Genomic DNA, 19,777 nt, shown 5'->3' on the forward strand with positions numbered 1-19,777 from the left:
ATTAATAGATTATGTGGTTAATTATCTTTGCGGTTTTAACGGCAATAGCAGGATATGGATTGTGGCAATTGTTTGTTAAAGCTGGCAGAAAAGGCTGGGAAGCAATCGTACCTTTTTATAGTCAATATATTCAAGCCAAATTAACGGGGCGCCCAACCTGGTGGGTGATCTTATTGCTGATTCCGATTGTTAATATTTTTGTTTTCTATAACCTGTACCTCGACTTTATCCATTGTTTTGGCAAGCGTCGTTTTTGGGAAAATGCGGCAGCTGTTTTGGTGCCGTTTATTGTACTGCCAATGTGGGCAAAAGATAATAACGTACGTTTTCTAAATGGCTTGTATGCGAAAAATCTGAAGACCGCCGCACAGGAAGGTGTTGAATTGACTGAGGAAAAGCGCGCAGAAATTGAGCAGGAGTCCTATAGGGAATACAAGATTAAATATCCGTATAAAAAATCTATGGTACGTGAATGGGCTGACGCCATTGTGTTTGCAACTGTTGCCGCATCGCTTATTCGTGGATTTTTAATTGAAGCTTACATGATCCCTACCGGATCAATGGAACGTACTTTATTGATCGGTGATTTTCTATTTGTGAGTAAATTGAACTACGGGCCTCGTGTACCTAATACGCCAATAGCATTTCCTTTTGCGCATCATACCATGCCAATAACTGGCGGTAAAGCCTACTCTGAGCTTATCGAGCTGCCTTACAAACGTCTGCCGGGTTTTCAAAAGATCGAACGAAATGATGTTGTTGTCTTTAATTTCCCTGCAGGGGACACAGTGGCCCTAGAAAATCAGAATGCAAGTTACTATGACCTGGTAAGGGCATATGGCTGGCAAACAGTTAATGCGCAATTTACGATTCAGGCCCGCCCAATCGATAAACGTGAAAATTATATCAAACGTTGTGTGGGTTTGCCGGGAGACAAGATCTCAATGAAGGATGCAAAGCTCTTTGTCAATGACCAACCTGGATTTGATCCGCCTGAAAGTCAATTGGATTATCTGGTGCTGACCGACGGAACTCCATTGAACATGGATCGTCTACGGGAATTGAGAATAGAGGCCGTAGGCTCGGATCAACAGCCCGGGGTTTATCAACTGTTTATGACAAAGGACGAGCTGGCGTTGGTGAAATCCTGGTCAAATGTAAAAGAAATCAGAAGAAGTCCAGTTGGGGAAGGTGCCTATCCATATGATCCTCAGTATAAGTGGGATTTTGATAACTTCGGTCCAATACTCATTCCTAAAAAAGGCTGGACGGTTGCACTGAACGCGCAAACACTACCAATTTATGAACGTGCAATTCACGTTTATGAAAATAATAAATTGGAGAAACGGGCTGACGGGATTTATATCAATGATGTCAAAGCGGATAGCTACACTTTTAAAATGGATTATTTCTGGATGATGGGGGATAACCGCCACAATTCTCTGGATTCAAGAGGATGGGGCTTTGTTCCTGAAGACCATATCGTGGGTAAGGCATTATTCACCTGGATGAGCTGGGATGAAATCGGTTCGGGCTTTTCTAAGATTCGCTGGAACCGTATATTTAAGGGAATTCATTAATCCTTTCATAAGAAGTTCATCTTCTTTTGATGGTGGATTTAAAACAAATAGAAAAAGGCTTTCTTCCTGCAAGAAAGCCTTTTTCTATTTGTTTTTTCCTTATTCTGGAACCCCTCTTTAGTCTTGTTTTTTGCGAGGAGATGCAACTGTGGCTTACGGTACCCGGCTGTTTGGACAAAATCCTGGCGCTAACCGGAACGCTCCCCCCAGTAGAGATGTACTTATTTATCAGGTACCTTTAGCGACATGTACTTTAGCTGTGCTTAAACAGTGTAGCCAGCCTTCCTCGTATCGTTTATTTTAAGCAGGCCAGATAGCGTTTGATTGTTTCTTCAAGTCCGAGGTATAGCGCGTCTGAAATTAAGGCATGGCCAATGCTGACTTCCAGTAATTCGGGTATATGCTGATTAAAATACTGGAGGTTGTTTAAATCCAGGTCATGACCGGCATTCAGACCTAATCCAACTTCACGTGCTTTCAGTGCAGCTCTGAAATAGGGGCTGATGGCCGCATCTTTATCAAAACCATATTCGCTGGCGAAGCCTTCTGTGTATAATTCGATACGATCCGTACCTGTTTCAGCTGCTGCCTCGACCATCTCCTCAACTGGGTCCACAAAGATCGAAACACGTATACCGGCATCTTTGAACAATTGGCACATATCCTTTAAGTAGGCTTTGTTTTTGATCGTATCCCAACCATGATTGGAGGTCAACTGTCCTTCAGCATCCGGCACCAAGGTGACTTGTGCGGGCTTATTGGCGAGGACAAGATCAATGAATTTCTGTTCCTGGCAATTGCCTTCGATATTGAGTTCGGTCTGAATTTCAGCTTTTAAGTCAAATACATCCTGATAGCGGATATGCCTTTCGTCCGGTCTTGGGTGGACAGTGATGCCCTGCGCTCCAAAACGTTCGCAGGCTAATGCAGCAGCCACAAGATTAGGATTATTGCCTCCTCTTGAATTTCTGAGTGTTGCGATTTTATTGATATTTACTGAAAGTCTAGTCATTTTTACTATATGTTATAGGGTAAAAATACGAATAATATCTATTTTTTTTTAACTTGCATATATGGATGGAATCGATTATAGCTTGTTTAGTGGCTTTCGCCTATTGGACGTTATCGATATTATATTGGTCGCGATTATTATCTACTATATCTATAGTCTGATTCGGGGTACCATTGCGGTGAATATTTTGATCGGGGTGGCCTTATTTTATGGGGTTTATATTGTCGTCAAACAGATGCACATGCGTCTATTGACCGAGATATTCGGGGGATTTATATCTGTAGGTTCCATTGCGCTTATCGTGGTATTCCAGCAGGAAATCAGGCGCTTTTTGCTGCATGTGGGCAAGAATATATCGATGAAACGAAAGAAGGTTTTCTGGTCTTTTTTAGGAAATAAAAAAGCTATACAGAAGGATCTGACCGAGGATTTAAGGCCAGTTGTGGAGGCTTGTAGAAGCATGTCGCGTACACGCACCGGGGCGCTATTGGTTTTCTCAAAATATTTTGATGAGGAATATTACCAGAGCAGCGGCGAATATATTGACGCTCATATTTCGAAACGACTAATCGAGAGCATCTTCCATAAAAATAGCCCCTTGCATGATGGTGCAGTAGTGATTGTCGATTTTAAAATTATGACGGCTTCCTGTGTATTGCCACTTTCGGATAGTGAGGATTTACCGCTACAATTTGGGTTGCGGCATCGTGCGGCGATCGGGGTGACAGAAATTTCCGACGCCATAGCGGTCATAGTCTCCGAAGAAACCGGAGAGATATCTTTTGCAAAGGACGGCAATGTGAATATGAATGTTTCGCCTGAGGAATTGGAACAGCTACTGAAAGATGAGTTATAAAAATGAAGTTGGCCAAGAGTAAAGCGAACTCACTGCCGATTGAATATTTAAAGGGAGAGGCTGGGGTATACGAATGAAATTAACAAAAAGTGGGGGTATCCAATCTTTTGGATACCCCCGCTTTGCTTCTGGTTATCACTGCTTTATTTTTTTGCCACATTGATAATCTGCGTATTCAATTTGATGTATTCGCTATTTTTACCCTCCGTAGCGACTTCAACTCCTTTCGTAGCCGTTTCTATGGCACCTTTCTTATCGCCGGCTTTGAGCTGCGCTTTTGCCTTCCAGTACAATACATGGGCTGCTTTAGGCTGTGCTTTCGCGGCTTCGTCAAACCAAGCTAATGCTTTCTTCTCGTCTATATTATTGTTGAAATAATACTGGGCAGCAGCGAAATAAGGTTTTTTCTCACCTTTCATTGCTTCCTCTATGGAGGCGATGATTTTTGCCTGTTGATTGACTTTAAGCGCTACTTTTATTGCTGTTTTCTCCCATGCAAGACTTAATATAGCATCTGTTGGTGTGACATTGTCGAAAGAGATCGTAAATGTTTCAACCGGACTACTTAAATTCTGTGGCTTAACATTGAAACGAAGTGCATCTTCGGACTGATTATAAGTGTAGGCACCCCATTGTTTGATATTCTTGCTGATAATTACAGTCCACTCGTTCTTGTTAGGGATGGTGAATAATGCATAGGTTCCTGCAGCGAGTTTATTTCCGTTGATTGTAACATCACCTTCGAAGGTCAAGGTTGTATTGGTATTGGCACCCGTACGCCATACCTCATTGTAAGGTACAAGGTCACCAAAGATCTTACGGCCGTTCATGCTCGGACGGCTGTAGTTAAGGGTTACATTTTCAATCCCTAATCCCTGTGTAACTGTTTGGGCACTACTTGCTGCCGGAAATTTTAACTGGGCATAGGATTCATTGGCAGTAAACATTAAAGCTGCTGCAAATGCAATGGCAAAGAATTTCTTTTTCATTTGTTCGATAATTACTTTTTGGGCCAATTAGCCCGGTGATTTATGAATATAGAATTTTGCTAATTAATGGCTAATGCTTTTTTAGTTCGTATCAAGCATGTCGCATAATCTGTAATCGAGTAAATCCGTGCTGCAACTGAACTTGGATTTATCTTTTAAAAATAGGAAGAATTTCACAAAAAAGGGCATCTATTTTTAGATGCCCTTTTTTGTGAAATTCTTAGGTACTTTTCTTACGCTTTTTTTCCAATTTTATGACCTGCTATTGAAAAGTACATGATATATAAATATCCGGGAATCATGGCATAAAGGAATGCATGTTGAAAATCAATATGCAAATGATCTTTTAAATAACCATAGACTAATGGCCAAATCGCACCACCTGCGATTCCCATGATCATGATGGCCGATCCGGTTTTTGTGAATTTTCCTAGCCCTTTGATTCCTAATGGGAAAATTGCAGGCCACATTAAGGAGTTTGCAATTCCTAATAAAGCAACAAAGACGAATGATGTGGTTCCGGTTGTAAAAACAGATATAAGCGTAAATGTAATTCCTATAATGGTACAGATTCGTAGTGCCATTTGCTGAGATACATATTTAGGAATCGAGATGATACCGATAATGTACCCGATCAGCATACACGAAAGTGTAAAAGCTGTGGCGTATGTTGTAAAGAACGGATCTACTTTTAGCTCCCGTGCGTAGACACCAATGATGTCCCCTGCCATTACTTCAACCGCAACACAGAAGAAAATGGCCAGTGCTCCTAAGAAGAGGTGTGGGAATTGAAAGATCGACGTTTTTTTCGCTATGACATTGCCATTTTCTTCTCCACTTTCTTCTTCTGCATCAACGTCGACTTCTGGAAGATGTGTGAATTTTAAGAAAATTGCGAATGCAACAAAGATTACAGCCAGGGAGATGTAAGGCGTGTGAACGCGTTGGAGGAGGTCATCTAAAATGGCATTTTTTTGCACTAGATCTACTGTAGCTTCTAATTTAGCCGTTACATTTTGTGCGTCTTTCAAAAAGAGTGTTCCAAATAATATCGGTACAATAATTCCTGCGGATTTATTAAAGAATCCTGCTATAGAGATCCGTTGTGCAGCACTATCTATTGGGCCAATAATACTCAAATAAGGATTAACAGCAGTTTGAAGTAGGGCCATACCCGATCCCTGAATAAATATCCCCGTTAAAAATAATCCATAACTTCTGCTATCGGCCGCAGGGATGAAAATCAAGGATCCCAAACCTAATATAACAAGACTGACTACTAAGCCATTTTGGAAGCCTATTTTTTTTATAATAACTGAACTTGGAAGTGCCAGAAAAAAATAAGCAATATAGGATGCGAAGGTTACAAAAAATGCCTGTAAATCTGTTTCTAAATTACAAGCAATCTTTAAGAACGGAATTAACGTTCCGTTTGCCCAGGTAATAAAACCGAGGATAAAAAATAATCCACAGCAAATGGCCATAGGGCGAAAAGCTGTTTTACCAACGTTAGGATTAGTGGTCATGTTTTATTTTATATATTTAGTTAAGTTATCGTTCACGGATTTGTCAATCAGTACAAAATAGCTTTAGGCAAACGATTGCATGCTATTTTTGTTGATTTTTAAAATATCCATCTTACAAGACTACTTAATTTTCTTGAATATCGGAAATAAATAAAGCGGGATTTTGATAATTATTTGGCAAAAAAAAGAAGAATAAATTGTTAAAATTATTCTTCTTTGCTTGTTAATATTGTTGATTTCGAATTACATGGTGCTAATAAATCGAGTTAGCAAACTCGGTCTTATTTGGGCACGATAGCTACTGTAAGTCTTGAGATACAATTCAGCTTATCGAAGCGATCATACATTTTTATCTCCCAGATATGTGTCGATCGACCAATGTGAATTGGGCTGCATTTTGCCGTAATGATTCCGCTGCTTACCGGCCGGATGTGATTTGCATTGACTTCGAGCCCTACACCGCGATATTTATCTGGGTCGACGACTAAATTAGATGCAATGCTGCCTAACGATTCTGCGAGTACCACCGATGCACCACCATGTAGGATACCATGAGGTTGTTTCACATTATCTGTGACGGGCATGGTTGCCGTAATGCTGTTGTCATCAATTTCGGTAGCGCTGATTTCCAATAAACCGGATAGGTATTTATTGAAAAAGACATTTATTTCCTCAATGTTGTAAGGCTGAAACCAAATTTTTGACATCATCTGAGTTTAAATAACGTTCCTGAATTATAATGCGGTGATGGTTAAGATGTCCAGCAATCACATATAATAATGCTTTGACACTGGTCAGTCGCTCTGAGGCCATGCCTTTGCGTTCTAACTCAGCATCGTTGAAACTGTTGAACAGCATGAGGTTGGCCTTACGCAGATAAGTAAACTCTTTGCTTAGGCTTTCCAACGTACGGTCATTGTAACGGGAGTGTTGAATAAAGTAGTCCTGATCATAACCGGCCAGCTCTTTCAGATCGTTGCGTGAAAATCGCAAGGCACGGTAAGCCATGATGCGCTCATTGTCAATAACATGACCGACTACTTCTTTAATTGTCCATTTGTCTTCGGCATATTTGAAATTACCTCTTTCTTCTGGAATGGTATCCAGAAATGCCGGAAAAGAGAGCGTTTGTTCTTCCAATACATCTAATACATTATCGACTACAGTCTCAATATAAGGAGCATATACTGCCGGATATTCGTCAGATTTGAGTGGCTTCATATTTTAAGTTGCTTTTTAAGATTATTCGAAAAGTTGTTCCTTTACCTATTTCAGATTCTTTAACAAAGATTTGTCCTTGATGATACCGCACCATTCGTTTGGTTAAGCTAAGGCCAAGTCCCCAACCTCTTTTACGTGTTGTAAAACCCGGCTGGAAGACAGATTCAAAATTTGATCTTGGAATTCCTTTGCCCGTATCACTAATGTCTATAAAAATTTCTTCTTTCGCAATATTTTCTGAAATATTAACAGTTATCTTTCCTTCTGTGCCAATTGCATTTACGCCGTTTTTCAATAAATTTTCGATAATCCAGTCAAAAAGTGGAATATTAAGTTTGGCTTCTACATGGGTATCTCCCGTTAATTCGAATGTAATTTTATGACTGGTCCGTATCCGGAAATAATCCACGTAATTTTTGATGACCTCATAGAGGTTGTGATTGGTCAGCACAGGTGTTGAACCTATTTTTGAAAAACGATCGGCGACGATTTCCAATCGTTTAATATCATTTTCCATTTCATTCAGCGTATCGTCTTCCTCAGCGTCAAATTTGATGCGAATCAGCTCCAGCCAGCCCATTAATGAAGATATGGGGGTTCCCAATTGATGGGCGGCTTCTTTTGTTAGCCCTACCCAGACAAGGTTCTGCTCGGATTTTCGAATGGAATTGAAAACGGTATAAGCAATAATCAGGAAGAGGGCAATAAGTGATAACTGAACATAGGGGAATACACGCAATTGCTGTAAAAACCAAGAGTCTTTATAGTAAACATGCCATTTTTGACCATTTTCCAATTCCAAAGTAATGGGCGGATGACTCTTTTTCATAAAGGCAAGCTGTTTATGGAAATAATTTGGGTCATAATCCAGCTGCTTTGTAACACTGTCATTATGGATTGGCTTGATATTGGTCTTGGTGGAATCCAGATTGCGCCAAAAAATAATATCGTCTTTATCGTCGGTGATGATTGCAGGTAGATTTAAACTATCTCTGACAGCATAGATGAATGTAATGAATTCATCGTCCACATCGGGCATGGTCATGATATTTTTGGTGCTCATTGCCCATACCTCGGCTTTGGAACGTTCGGCGTGTGCGAGATTCCGGACAAGATAATTGGTATAAACCAAGGATGCGATGGCAATGATCGCCGCAAAGATGAGCAAAATAAATTTCCAGCGTTGTTGGCTTATCTGAGAGGGTTTCATGATTCCGTATTTTGTACTCAGCTGCAAATTAATGAATAAATGTCTGTTTTATGCACTTTTATTTTACCTTAGAAGTCATCCTGTTATCCAAATCAAAAATTTTGTGGTAATTTTGCGGCATGAGTTCAGAAAGAAGAGTAAGAGTGCGCTTTGCACCGAGTCCTACTGGTGGTCTTCACCTTGGAGGAGTACGTACAGCTTTGTTTAATTTTCTCTATGCACGTCAGCATCAGGGAGATTTTATTTTACGTGTCGAGGATACAGACCAAACTCGTTTTGTCGCGGGAGCGGAGGAGTATATCAACGAATGTTTAGCTTGGTGTGGCCTGACTCCAGACGAAAGCCCGTTGCAAGGTGGTCAATATGGCCCTTACCGTCAAAGTGAACGAAAACCATCTTACCGCAAATATGCAGAACAGTTGATCGAGAATGGATATGCTTATTACGCATTCGATACAGCTGAGGAATTGGAAGAGCAGCGTAAGCTGCAGCCTAATTTCCGTTATAGCCATGAAAACAGGTTGCAATTGCGTAATTCTTTGAGCTTAAGTGATGCTGAAACACAACGATTACTGGATGCGGGAACACCGCATACTATCCGGATAAAGATCCCTACGGAGGAAACTGTATCATTCACGGATATGATCCGCGGGAAAGTTGCCTTTGATACCAACCTTGTCGATGATAAGGTATTGCTTAAAGCTGATGGAATGCCTACTTATCATTTAGCTGTTGTTGTGGATGATAAGGCAATGGAGATATCCCATGTCTTCCGTGGTGAAGAATGGTTGCCTTCTGCTCCGATCCATATTCTGTTGTGGGAATATCTGGGATGGGGTGAGTGCATGCCGCAATGGGCGCATCTTCCGCTGATCCTTAAACCTGATGGCAATGGAAAATTAAGTAAACGTGATGGTGACCGTTTGGGCTTCCCTGTTTATGCCATGAACTGGACGGATGCCAAATCTGGTGATACGACAAAGGGGTTCCGTGAAATGGGTTTCTTACCTGAGGCTTTTGTCAATATGCTTGGTGTATTGGGCTGGAATGACGGTACTGAACAGGAATTATTCTCGTTGGAGGAGCTGATCCAAAAATTCAGCGTCGAGCGCATTAGCAAAGCCGGAGCAAAATTTGATTTTGAGAAAGCAAAATGGTTCAATCACGAATGGATTAAACGTTCTTCGAGCGATTCTTTATTACCTCAGATCAAGGAGGTGTTGGCTCATCATCAAATAGAAGCAGAAGAAGGTTATGTAAACCGCGTATTGGCAGCGGTCAAAGAGCGTTTAACTTTTGTTGAAGATTTTTGGGGCCAAGCTGCTTTCTTTTTTGTACAGCCTGTTGAATACGATCTGAATTCCGTAAAGCCAAAATGGTCTTCGGAGAAGACAGCATTTTTTGAAAACATCATCCCGTCATTTGAAGGCTTTTCAGATTGGAAAGCAGCTGAGCTGGAGGCATTTTTTAAAGAAGCGATTCAGAACTCAGGAATGAAGATGGGGGAATTGATGATGCCATTCCGGATTATGCTGGTAGGTGGTAAGTTTGGTCCCGATGTATTTCAAATCGTTGAATTACTCGGTCAGAACGAAGTTATCGAGCGTATAAAGAAGGCTCTTCTAGCGTTTAATGCCTAGTGACTAAAAATATACCGTATAGGAAAGCTGTTGCAAACTCGTTGCAATGGCTTTTTTTATAAATATGGTATTCTCAACCGCATAAACAGTGCCTTGGCGGGGGCAAATAGAAAAATGATTAAGGTGATGGCTCCTCCCAAGATCCCGAGATAGGTAAAGATCTCCATATTACTGATCAGGGATGCTTGCTGGGTAATTGTTGTCTGAAGACTTTTACTGGCAAGATTCGTTGCCAATTGATCACCGGATGTTCCCAAGTATTTTTCGACCAAAGCGCTCCAATAGGTGACTGTGATCGGATTGCTCGTATTTAAGTGTTGTTCGATCTGGATAAAATGTTTTTGATTTAAGGTGTAAGTGATGTTTTGAATCAGCGCAAAGCCAATATTGGTGCTCCAGAATCTAACGGTCGTGCCCATTAAACCTGCATTGCCCACATGATGTGGAGCAACTCCTGTTAGAATATAGATCACAAGTGGCGTAAAAAGCCAGCCCTGTCCGATTCCCTGGAGAAATAGTGGCAGGCCTATTGCCCAAACAGTGGTATCGGGATAGAACGTAGGGACAAACAAAAAGCAGGATGTGGTCAACACCAGGAAGCCCAGTCCAAAGATGTATTTCGGTGATACATCGCGCAATAAGAGTATTCCTGAGCTACTTACTCCCACTATGGTCCCCAGTACATTAATGTATTGGATGTCAACAACGTAATGCCAAGGCCATCGCCATACATTGGACATGACAGCGTAGACATTATTGAGACTGCTCCGGATCAGATAAAATAGAAAAAATAGGATAACGCCAAAAATAACGTTCTTATAGCTCAAAATTTCAAAATGAAACAGTGGTCTTCTTACGAGATGTTGTTTGATTACAAAAAGCGCCCCGAAAATTAGGAAAAGTGCGAGGTTAATTGTGATCGTGTTGTGTTCGAACCAATAATATTTACGACCATAAATCAACACATATGCGCCACAGCTTAACGAAATCAGCAGAAAGAGACAGCTGGCCAGATCCAATTGATAAAGTGGGAATTTCCGGCTTAATCTCCTGTTGTTCAAAAGTAGTAAAGCAATCGCGATGACCATCAAATGCCAATAGAGCACAACATGAATCATATCCTCCCAACCATAATCCATAATACTTTCTTTTAAGAGGGATGTTGTTATTGTTCCGCCTGTTAGCATAAAAGTATACAAGAAGAAATAGGCAATGGTGCGGCTTTTGGAATGCCTGATCTGCATCATCAGCAAGGGAAGAAAACAAGCGCCTTCAAGAACACAAAAAATACCCTCGATCACCCGGAGCACCGCAATGAGGAAGGGATCTCTGGTCAGAGAAATGGCCAATAAAATGAGGATGGAGGCCGTGCAGGTCAGCAGGATATATGTCCTTACCCGAAAGAAGGCAAATAGCCGTTGGAATATCAACAGCGCTACGACAATAGCGCCATACATCAACGAAAGAAAATATTGAATATCTTCCATTTCGATCGCCAATGTAGAAGCGGTAAAAGCGGTGTTCGAATGAAACAGGGACATCAGCATGAGATGTGGAAACATGGCCAACATCATCATGGGAAGTTTAATCCATTCGGGAACCCAGCTGTAATATAAAGATTTGTTTGAACTCATGAATAATTAAGATTGGTGGGGTGCATGTACCACAACGTTCATTCCTGCACGTAGTTTTGTCAGATCCTGTTTTGGTGCAAAGACAATTTTGATGGGTATGCGCTGCTCGATTTTAACGAAGTTTCCGGTTGCATTATCTTGGGGTATGACCGAAAATCTGGATCCTGATGCCGGAGAAAAGGAATGAATTTTTCCCTTCAAATGTAATTTCGGAAAAGCGTCCACCTGTATGGTGACTTCGGTTCCTTCGTTTAGGTCCGCTAACTGTGTTTCTCTAAAATTGGCATTAATCCATTTCTCTTCGCTGACGACATTGACTAAAGTCTGTCCCTCTTTAACAAATTGGCCCGGTTGGATCGTTCTTTTTCCAACAAAGCCGTCATAAGGTGCCGTCACTACGGTATAGGACAGGAAGACTTCGGCATTGTTTTTTGCTGCTTTTTTAATATCGATATTGGCCTTCGCAGGTAGTTCGCTAGCTTTTTCTTTGCTTGTATTTAATCGTGCCGAGTTGTATTCTTCCTGAATGGCATTGAGCTGAGCCAAAGAAATGTCATACGCTGCCTTGGCATTATCGTATTGTTGTCTGGTTGCGGCATCTGCTTCATACAAATTTTTAAATCGCCTGTAATCTTGTTCAGTTTGCCATACACTTACTTTGGCTGCTTCTAATCTTGCTTTTTGGACGGAAATGCTATTGGCGGTGACATTTGCGCTTTTGGCAATTACTTCGGCATTCCGTTGACTACTTCGAAGTTCGGCATTCGCCATATCTACTTTGGTCTGATACTCGCTGGCATCTATGCGTAATAACGTGTCTCCACGATGTACATATTGATTTTCCTCAAATCTGACCTCCTTCACAAAGCCTGATATTCGACTTGCTACTGGCGTTACATATTGATCAACTTGAGCATCGTTTGTCGTTACGTGTTGACTTGTAAATAACAGATGTTTGCCCAAAATACCGATTCCGGCAAGGAGCAGGACCGCGGCAAATACAACTAAAACTTTATTAAATCCTTTTGTCCTGTCTTTATTTTCTTCTTTACCCATTCTTATTTTTATGAATATTTTATTGCTTTTCCATCTACGCTCCAGTAAATCTGCCGGTTGTGGTTTGGATGATTGGCTCCCAGTGCTTCGAACGGCAATTTCAGAAAAGGCTGACAAATTGTTGTTGAATCAGGGTCGCCCCGGATATATAGGCTTGAGCATGTAGGAAAACTTTGCACAAAGGTACTGCTGGAGGTAGAGGTTTAGTTTTGTATAGTCGGACGGATATTTGTTCATTTGCGCCATATAATAAAAAAAGTGTAATTTTAAATTATGGAACAGGAACAACTGGTGGCTATAGATGACGACCGGAACGACTTTTATGTGTGTCATACGCATGTAGATCGGATTGATCCGCGTGAATATATACATCGGAAAGCGCGCTTACTTTATGCTGACGGTGGCATTATACATGTGTTTACTGCGATGAAGCATTGGTATCTGCCGGGCCGGTTTTATATGTGGATACCGGCAAATACGGCCTACCATCTGGAAAGTTCCAGCTCCCGTATTCACCTGTATAGTTTTTACTTTAAAGAGCAGCCGGGAGTTCACCCTGTTCTGTTGGAGCCGAACATATTTCTGAGCAATGATCTAATGCGGGAGATGTTTTTGTTTGCGCAGGATTGGGAAGGCGGGGTCGGTAAAAAAGACAGCTATTCAAGGTATTGTCTATTGCGGGCGATGATGGCTATTATTCCGGAGATGAGTCCGCCGATAGATGCTTTCCCTATGCAGCATCCCTATCCTAAGAATGAAAAGCTTCGGCGTATAGCGCGGTATCTAAATACGAATATTGATCAGGCCTTTACAATCGAACAGGTAGCGGCACAGTTTGGCATGAGTAGCCGGTCCCTTTCACGGCTGTTTAAGGAAGATATGGGGATTAGCTATATCCGTTTTTTGAGAGCCATACGCATTGCAAAGGCTTTGGAACTGATGGCTGAAAATACCTATTCCATCCTGGAAATTGCGATGCGGATTGGCTACAATGAACTTTCGTCTTTCAGTAATATCTTTACACGTGTTACGGGTATCCGTCCTTCGGTTTATATGTCGAAAATCAACGAATACAAAAATTGATTGGACTGGATTACGCCAAAAGTTCGTGTAGATCTTCCTGAGAAAGTGATTTTATAAAACTTTCTTCAGTTGTAATAAGGGTTTGTGCAATAGATTTCTTCCGGTTCTGTAGCGCCAATATTTTCTCTTCGACGGTGTCTTTGCTGATGAATTTGTAAATAAATACATTTCGTGTCTGTCCAATGCGATGGGAACGGTCTACCGCTTGTTGTTCTACGGCAGGATTCCACCAAGGATCCAATATAAAGACATAGTCTGCTTCGATCAGGTTAAGACCAACACCGCCGGCTTTGATTGATATCAAAAAAAGTTTGGTGTTATTGTTTTTACGGAACTGACTAACAGCTTCGTCGCGGTTTTTAGTTCCGCCATCGAGGTAGGCATAGTTTGTTCCTTTTTTATCAAAATATTGTTTGAAGATATTAAGCTGTTTGACAAATTGGGAAAAAATAAGGACCTTGTTTCCTCGCTGCATCACCATTTCAAGAGTTTCAATGACAGCGTCAAATTTTCCCGAATCACCAACAAAGTCCTCGTCGACCATTCTAGGATGATTGGCTAGCTGGCGAAGCTTTGTCAATCCCTGTAATAAGGCAATCTGGGTTGACTTTGGCTTGTTGTCCAATTGCCCGTCGAGAATGGCGTTGCGATATTCGGATTTGACTTTTTCATAAAGTTCCGATTGTTTATCGGTCATTTCACAGTATAGTACCTGTTCTGTTTTGGGGGGCAGTTCTGTTGCGACCTGATCTTTTGTACGCCTTAAGATAAACGGTTTGACAATCGCCTGAAGACGTTGTGCTTTTTCTTCATCCTTTTTCTTTTCAATGGGCTGCACAAACTCTTTTTGAAAGTAGGTGTAACTTCCCAATAAACCGGGATTGGTAAAATGCATTTGTGCCCAAAGATCAGAAACAGAGTTTTCAACAGGAGTCCCGCTTAATGCGAGTTTATTTTTACTCTTCAGACTTTTTATGGCCTTAAATGATTTTGAGGTCGGATTTTTAATATTCTGGCTTTCATCGAGGATTATGTAATTGAAATAAAAGCCACTCAGTATTTCCTCATCAATACGTGCGATGCCATAAGTTGTAATTACCAAGTCATACTTAGCAAATAGTGTGGCATCTTTAATACGGTTATTTCCGGTATGCAAATGGATCTTGAGTTGTGGGGCAAACTGCTGTGCTTCCTTTTGCCAATTGTAAACGAGTGATGTTGGTAACACCAGGAGTGAGGTGTGTACTTCCTGCTGATCTGTAATTTGCTCTTTTTGTTGCTGCAACAGGGCTAAAGTCTGTATGGTTTTTCCCAATCCCATGTCATCTGCGAGACAACCACCGAATTTATACTGCTTTAGAAAGTTAAACCAGTTATAGCCTGCCTTCTGATAGGGGCGAAGATTTCCTTTGAAATGTTTTGGTTCCGGAATATCGGCAATTTCCTCAAACGTCGCGAGATTTTGCAATTTACGGTTGAAGACCAATTTGGTATGTTCGCTGATCTCAAAGAGCAGACCGATATGTACTTTGTTTAATTTAAGCTCATGTCTATCGGCAGAAAACTGAAAGAGATGGTTGTATTGTGCAAACCATTCTTCAGGGATCATGGCGATTTCCCCATTAGGTAGGGTAAATTCTTTGATATTGTTTAGAATATGGTTTCGTAAGTTTATAAAAGGAATTTCGTAGGGGCCGAATTTAGCAATGGCACTGATATCAAACCAGTCATTATCTTCGTCAATGGCGATGTCCAATGAGGTATGTCCGATGAAAAAGCGTTTCTGTTCGCTGTTTTGTATGATTTCAAATCCCAAGGCTTTTATTTGTTCCTGATGATTATTTATCCAGTCAAATATTGAAATGCGTTTTCCGGATTGGATAGATGGTGCAAGTAATCCAAGTTGGCGGTCCAGATCTTCCAGCCCCAGGGCTTTTAAATTCTCGTGCTGCTGTTCTTCCCATTGTAGAGAACGTTTGACCCGATGAAAGATATATAAGTCTTTCTCTTCATGATATTCCATCCGAACAGTCACTTTATTTTCCGCTCCCGCAGTAAATGTATGTGGGCCATATCTGAATTGCAACTGTAATTGCGATGCGCCATCTTCTACATAAATTAAATGCAGCAATGGGATTGCCTGGTGTTGATGCGTTTGTATTTCAAAGCCTTCGGCATAAACATGATAACGTTCAATCAATCCGCAGACAAAAGTTTCAAAATATTTTTTTTCGGTACTTCTCCCCACAGAGATGTATCGCTTATTGAGAAAGGGACTAAGCTTTTTTCCTTCCAGCGCCTGATCGAAATAGTATAAGGTATTGTTTAAGAGTAGCCATGCCTGTGCATTGGTCAATACAATGGCATTTTTAAACATAAATTCCAAGCGTTGATTTTCGTACTTTATGGTTGGAAAGTAACGTGTCTCTTCCTCATTACGGCGAAAGTGGAAGAGGATAGAGGCAGCTGACGTTGCCGGTTTAATTTCCTGGTCTGCCGGGTAACCGTCTTTGCTCATCATAAAGAGCGGTTTATTTCCAATAGACTCAAAAAATTGAATCATCTTTTCATCAATTTTGGGTCGCAGCAGGTCGTAGAGCTTTTTGTCAAAGACTTTGGAGAAAAAATCTACAGGTCTGATTGCTTTTTTATAATATTTCTTGATGAGGTTTGTCTGTTCGATGTCGTCGAGCAGTCGGATCAGCTTGTAATCTAACTCATCCAATTCTGCGGCATAGGCATCTACGGTATTGCTAAATATACGTTGGTATCGTAGTGAGTAGGTTCCGTTCGGATTGAGTTTGACCATGTGTGGCTCAATGAGATAGCCAAGATAGGGATGCTCACAAATAGAATAAACGATTTTATATACTGGAAATGACTTTGACTGTTGCATTAAAAATAGCGGACCTTGTAAATAAAGGTATCTAATATACAATAAAATATACCATTAAACGTAATTTGCCGAACGAAATTTAAAAAAATGTAGATTATAGAAATAGCCTGCAATATTTTAGGTAATAAATTGGCATCGTATCAAGACTATATTGACCGGCAATAGCAATATGTCTTTCCAAATACTAGAAATTGCCCTCAAAAACAAAGTGAGCAGGGCCTTTGAGAAAAACATTTGTAAAGCTATTCCCTTTTTTATGAAAAGAGATATACAATTGTCCACCTAGTACGCGAATAGGAATAACGATCTCGCCTTCTAGGTTCATTTGTAGGGCCACGGCCATTGCCGCAGCGGTAGCACCGGTACCACAGGCGTAAGTTTCGTCTTCTACACCACGCTCGAATGTGCGTAGGAAATAACCATTTTCCTCCTTCTCGATAAAATTGACATTGATGCCGTCGTTGGCATAAGTAGCGTTGTTGCGAATCGAGTAGCCATCCTGAAAAACATTTTTTTCTTTTAGGTTTGTAACGAAGCTAACGTAATGGGGTGACCCGGTGTGCAGGATGTAAGCATCGCCATCTCGTCCAAATTCATGTACGTCGATCATTTGCAGGTTGACAAGTTCGGCAGAAAGGAAAGCATGGTGTGCACCGTCTACTGCCAAAAAGTCAGTCTTGTCAGTAATGATGCCTAAATCATGTGCAAAGGCCACGATACAGCGCCCCCCATTGCCGCACATACTTCCTTCTCGACCATCAGCGTTATAATAGATCATTTCAAAATCGTAATTTTCTTTGTTTTGAAGCAGCATGAGACCATCCGCGCCTATCCCAAACCTGCGGTCACAGAGGCTTTTCACCAGAACTTCGTCCGCGCGGTTAAATGAATTGTCGCGATTATCGACTAGGATGAAATCATTGCCAGCTCCCTGATATTTTGAAAATCTTATTTTCGATGCCATTCTATTGATTTGAAGTAACAAAAATACGTTTTTTTGTTACAAAAAAGCGGCGGGAAGTTAAGATTTGTTAAAATTATTGCATTTGTCTAGCAATTAACATTTTTTAACGTGTCGGATTTTCCGAAGGCCTTTAAATGGTATTACATTTGAACATATCCGAATAAAATCGGTAATTTTAAGAGCAAAAATTATCAGCTTATATTAAGACATTTTAAAATAGAAATAAGTTTATGAATAAGGTCGGTTTAACGCTATTAACAGCTGTTTTCGGTGGAGCAGTAGCATTAGGTGGTTACAAGCTTATTGAAAATAAGAAACTTGATAGTATGTCTTTTGAGGACAAACAGAAAGTTTATTTTGCTAATAACCCTACAGGAGTCATGTCTTCAACGGGCAATCCTGATTTTACACAAGCATCTGCGGCGGTGGCTCCGGGTGTCGTACATATTAAGACAACATATAGTAGAAAGGGTTCGCAGCAATCCGAAGGTTCTCCATTTGATATGTTTGAAGAATTCTTTGGTATGCCCCAAGGCGGGGGACGCCGTCAGATGCAGGCGCAACCTGTGCAAGCGTCAGGATCAGGGGTCATTATCTCTGACGATGGTTATATTGTTACCAACAATCACGTCGTAGAGGATGCGGATAAGATTGAGGTGGTGCTAACAGACAAGCGCACTTATGAAGCGAAATTGATCGGTCGCGACCCAAATACGGATATTGCTTTATTAAAAGTAGCAGGAAAAGGTCTTCCTGTTGTAAAGTTGGGTAACTCAGATAATGTAAACGTGGGTGAATGGGTATTGGCCTTTGGTTATCCACTTGGGCTTCAATCAACCGTAACAGCTGGTATTGTCAGTGCAACAGGTCGTGATATTGGTATCTTAAGAGAGGGACAGCAACAACGTGGTAATCCTTTTGGCGGCGCTACTGAACAGCCACTTGCAAGCTCTGCTATCGAGTCTTTTATCCAGACTGATGCGGTGATCAATAAGGGGAATAGTGGTGGCGCATTAACTAATGCCTCCGGTGAATTAATCGGTATCAACTCTGCTATTGCATCACCAACAGGGGTGTATGCAGGTTATGGTTTTGCTATTCCTGTCAATTTAGTGAAAAAAATTGTGGATGATTTTGTGGAATTTGGTAATGTAAAACGTGGCTATATTGGTGTTAGTTATGTGCCGATAACTTCAGAACTGGCCAAAGAAAAAGGGATCACCGATGTTAATGGATTATATGTGGAGGATGCGGTAGCCGGTGGAGCTGCGGCAGCTGCAGGGATTAAAAAAGGCGATATCTTGACTAAGATCAACGGTAAGACCATCACTGGCTCTCCGGTATTAAGTGAAACTATTGGCCGTCTGCGTCCGGGTGATAAAGTAAATATTACGTACAAACGTGACGGTAAAGAAAAACAGGTTTCGTTGACATTGAAAGGTGAGGAGTCGCTAAAATCAGCTTCAGGTGCAAGTGGAAAAGCTTCAAAAAGTGCAACTGAAATCTACAACAAATTGGGTGCAAGCTTTATTCCTGCTTCTGCTGCGAAGAAGAAAGAACTGGGTGTAAACTCTGGTGTTGTGGTGACACAAGTAAACCGTGGTGGTATATTTGATTATTTTGGTGTAGAAAGAGGTTTGGTGATCACTGAGGTCAATGGAAAAGCCGTAAACAGTGTTGATGATATCGAGTCTGCATTGGGAGCAACACAACGCAATATCGTTCGCTTAAAAGGTGTCTCTCCACAAGGAGGTGCTGTTCAGTTGAGCTTCCCAGTGGAATATTAAAAATTGAATTAAGAATTGGTTGATTAATATAGTTTAGGTGGTTCTAACCGTAAGGTTAGGCCACCTTTTTTTATTTATTAAAGACCTTATTGGCTAGAGATGAAAGCCTAAAGGTCTGTCTGTGCGGTATTGAAATCATGGAAACAGAATTGTAAATGTCCGGTCATCAAAAATCATCCTGAAGTTGAAGTTGCGATAAGAAAATATGATTTCATCAGGATTGTTTCTTTAATAGTTTAAGTTTAGTTATTTTGTGCAATAAAATCTGATAGACTGATTTTGTTTGGTATCATAGTCAGGGATGAGGTCTATGATTTATTGTT

15 protein-coding genes are annotated in these 19,777 nt (G+C 40.9%); 5 read left to right on the forward strand and 10 right to left on the reverse strand.

Annotated elements, in window-relative coordinates:
• The first annotated feature begins 11 nt into the window (after positions 1-11).
• Positions 12-1,580 (forward strand): signal peptidase I, encoded by a 1,569-nt coding sequence (gene lepB / locus DCO56_RS15955; protein ID WP_108634765.1) that lies wholly within the window; start codon positions 12-14, stop codon positions 1,578-1,580.
• A 295-nt stretch (positions 1,581-1,875) separates the two neighbouring features.
• Here lepB and DCO56_RS15965 read toward each other — a convergent pair whose 3' ends face one another.
• Positions 1,876-2,592 carry a pyridoxine 5'-phosphate synthase gene (locus tag DCO56_RS15965; protein WP_108634767.1) on the reverse strand — a complete coding sequence of 239 codons (717 nt, stop codon included), beginning with the start codon at positions 2,590-2,592 and terminating at the stop codon, positions 1,876-1,878.
• A gap of 61 nt (positions 2,593-2,653) precedes the next feature.
• Here DCO56_RS15965 and cdaA point away from each other — a divergent pair, with 61 nt between their 5' ends.
• Positions 2,654-3,448: a diadenylate cyclase CdaA gene (cdaA, locus tag DCO56_RS15970; RefSeq protein ID WP_181390572.1), complete on the forward strand. Its 795-nt coding sequence runs from the start codon at positions 2,654-2,656 to the stop codon at positions 3,446-3,448.
• A gap of 143 nt (positions 3,449-3,591) precedes the next feature.
• Here the strand turns inward: cdaA and DCO56_RS15975 are convergent, their stop codons facing one another.
• The 5 genes from DCO56_RS15975 to DCO56_RS15995 all read right to left on the reverse strand — a co-directional run bounded on the left by DCO56_RS15975 (position 3,592) and on the right by DCO56_RS15995 (position 8,394).
• The gene (locus DCO56_RS15975) at positions 3,592-4,437 is read right to left on the reverse strand and encodes a DUF2911 domain-containing protein (protein WP_108634768.1); all 846 of its coding nucleotides are present in this window, start codon (positions 4,435-4,437) and stop codon (positions 3,592-3,594) included.
• A 233-nt stretch (positions 4,438-4,670) separates the two neighbouring features.
• Complete coding sequence (gene gluP, locus DCO56_RS15980; protein WP_108634769.1) at positions 4,671-5,963, reverse strand: glucose/galactose MFS transporter; 1,293 nt, start codon at positions 5,961-5,963, stop codon at positions 4,671-4,673.
• Between the two features lie 281 nt (positions 5,964-6,244).
• Positions 6,245-6,673 carry a hotdog fold thioesterase gene (locus tag DCO56_RS15985; RefSeq protein ID WP_342749297.1) on the reverse strand — a complete coding sequence of 143 codons (429 nt, stop codon included), beginning with the start codon at positions 6,671-6,673 and terminating at the stop codon, positions 6,245-6,247.
• A complete protein-coding gene (locus DCO56_RS15990; protein WP_104383679.1) occupies positions 6,636-7,184 on the reverse strand; it encodes a DinB family protein in 549 nt (182 codons plus the stop codon). Before DCO56_RS15990 ends, DCO56_RS15985 begins: the two co-directional genes overlap by 38 nt.
• On the reverse strand, positions 7,165-8,394 hold the full coding sequence (locus DCO56_RS15995; protein WP_108634771.1) for a sensor histidine kinase: 1,230 nt from the start codon (positions 8,392-8,394) through the stop codon (positions 7,165-7,167). The genes DCO56_RS15990 and DCO56_RS15995 overlap by 20 nt, the downstream gene beginning before the upstream one ends.
• Before the next feature lie 119 nt (positions 8,395-8,513).
• On the opposite strand from DCO56_RS15995, the gene gltX reads away from it, so the two are divergent.
• Positions 8,514-10,034: a glutamate--tRNA ligase gene (gene gltX, locus DCO56_RS16000; protein ID WP_108634772.1), complete on the forward strand. Its 1,521-nt coding sequence runs from the start codon at positions 8,514-8,516 to the stop codon at positions 10,032-10,034.
• A 56-nt stretch (positions 10,035-10,090) separates the two neighbouring features.
• Here gltX and DCO56_RS16005 read toward each other — a convergent pair whose 3' ends face one another.
• On the reverse strand, positions 10,091-11,668 hold the full coding sequence (locus DCO56_RS16005) for an MFS transporter (protein ID WP_108634773.1): 1,578 nt from the start codon (positions 11,666-11,668) through the stop codon (positions 10,091-10,093).
• Positions 11,669-11,674: 6 nt separating this feature from the next.
• Positions 11,675-12,724, reverse strand: coding sequence for an HlyD family secretion protein (locus DCO56_RS16010; RefSeq protein ID WP_108634774.1), 1,050 nt, complete (start codon positions 12,722-12,724; stop codon positions 11,675-11,677).
• A 273-nt stretch (positions 12,725-12,997) separates the two neighbouring features.
• On the opposite strand from DCO56_RS16010, the gene DCO56_RS16015 reads away from it, so the two are divergent.
• Positions 12,998-13,807, forward strand: coding sequence for a helix-turn-helix transcriptional regulator (locus DCO56_RS16015; RefSeq protein WP_108634775.1), 810 nt, complete (start codon positions 12,998-13,000; stop codon positions 13,805-13,807).
• A 10-nt stretch (positions 13,808-13,817) separates the two neighbouring features.
• Here the strand turns inward: DCO56_RS16015 and DCO56_RS16020 are convergent, their stop codons facing one another.
• Both DCO56_RS16020 and dapF read right to left on the reverse strand, forming a co-directional pair.
• On the reverse strand, positions 13,818-16,703 hold the full coding sequence (locus DCO56_RS16020; RefSeq protein WP_108634776.1) for a DEAD/DEAH box helicase: 2,886 nt from the start codon (positions 16,701-16,703) through the stop codon (positions 13,818-13,820).
• A gap of 184 nt (positions 16,704-16,887) precedes the next feature.
• Positions 16,888-17,667, reverse strand: coding sequence for a diaminopimelate epimerase (gene dapF, locus DCO56_RS16025; RefSeq protein WP_108634777.1), 780 nt, complete (start codon positions 17,665-17,667; stop codon positions 16,888-16,890).
• A gap of 230 nt (positions 17,668-17,897) precedes the next feature.
• Between dapF and DCO56_RS16030 the strand changes: the two genes are divergently transcribed.
• Positions 17,898-19,454, forward strand: a complete 1,557-nt coding sequence (locus DCO56_RS16030; protein WP_108634778.1) for a Do family serine endopeptidase — start codon at positions 17,898-17,900, stop codon at positions 19,452-19,454.
• The last annotated feature ends 323 nt before the right edge of the window (positions 19,455-19,777 follow it).

The organism is Sphingobacterium athyrii, assembly GCF_003071065.1.
Taxonomy (GTDB): Bacteria; Bacteroidota; Bacteroidia; order Sphingobacteriales; family Sphingobacteriaceae; genus Sphingobacterium; species Sphingobacterium athyrii.